Genomic DNA, 939 nt, shown 5'->3' on the forward strand with positions numbered 1-939 from the left:
AAATAGTAACAGGGTAAGTTTTTGCATTGGTGTATCCTTGTGCCGGAGCATAAGTCAACGTAGTTTCAGAATGGTTCAGACTTGCAGCAACATTCTTAACAGTCCCATCATAAGTAAAGGTCTGAACAGCATCTGCAGTAATTACTGCTTCGGCTTTTTTGATCACAAGATTAGCAGTCAGTACTTTATCATTATAGTTGTCCTGACTTACAGTTGCAGTCACTTTATAAGTTCCTGCATTAATTTGTCCATTATTCCCATACTTTACTGTGGCTCCCTCAGGAAGTCCGGTTACGGCTATGCTATGAGCTTCACCATCATAAGTGAAAGTAGCTCCTTCAAAAGCCACTCCTTCAATTTCGGCTTTTTCGATCACCAAAGACACTTCTTTTGAAGCAGTCTCGTAGTTATCAGTCCCTTCAGCAGAGATGGTAACAGGGTAAGTTTTTGTATTGGTGTATCCTTGTGCCGGAGAATAAGTCAACGTAGTTCCTGAATGGTTTAAACTTGCAGCAACATTTTTAACAGTTCCGTCATAAGTGAAAGTCTGAACAGCATCGGCAGTGATTATAGCTTCAGCTTTTTCGATTACAAGATCAGCAGTCAGGATTTTATCATTATAGTTGTCCTGGCTAACTGTTGCAGTTACTTTATAAGTTCCTGCGTTAATTTGCCCATTATCGGCATATTTTACGGTGGCGCCTTCTGGAAGTCCCCTGACAGCAATACTGTGCGAAGTACCATCATAAGTAAACGTGTCACCTTCAAAAGTTACTCCTGTGATCTCAGCATTTTCAATCACCAAATTCGCTTGTTCTGAAGCGGCTTCGTAATTACTGGTTGCTTCAGCAGAGATGATTACCGGGTAAGTCCCTGCATTGGTATATCCTTGCTGCGGAGCATAAGTGAATGCAGTTTCTGAATGGTTCAGGCTTGCAG

The 939-nt window shown here is 41.5% G+C and carries 1 protein-coding gene; it reads right to left on the bottom strand.

Annotation, left to right across the window (positions count from 1 at the left end; translation table 11 throughout):
- On the bottom strand, window positions 1-939 hold a 939-nt coding region (locus RM541_RS17360; RefSeq protein ID WP_311501396.1), incomplete at both ends, for an MBG domain-containing protein.

Source organism: Autumnicola psychrophila (assembly GCF_031846645.1).
Taxonomy (GTDB): domain Bacteria; phylum Bacteroidota; class Bacteroidia; order Flavobacteriales; family Flavobacteriaceae; genus Autumnicola; species Autumnicola psychrophila.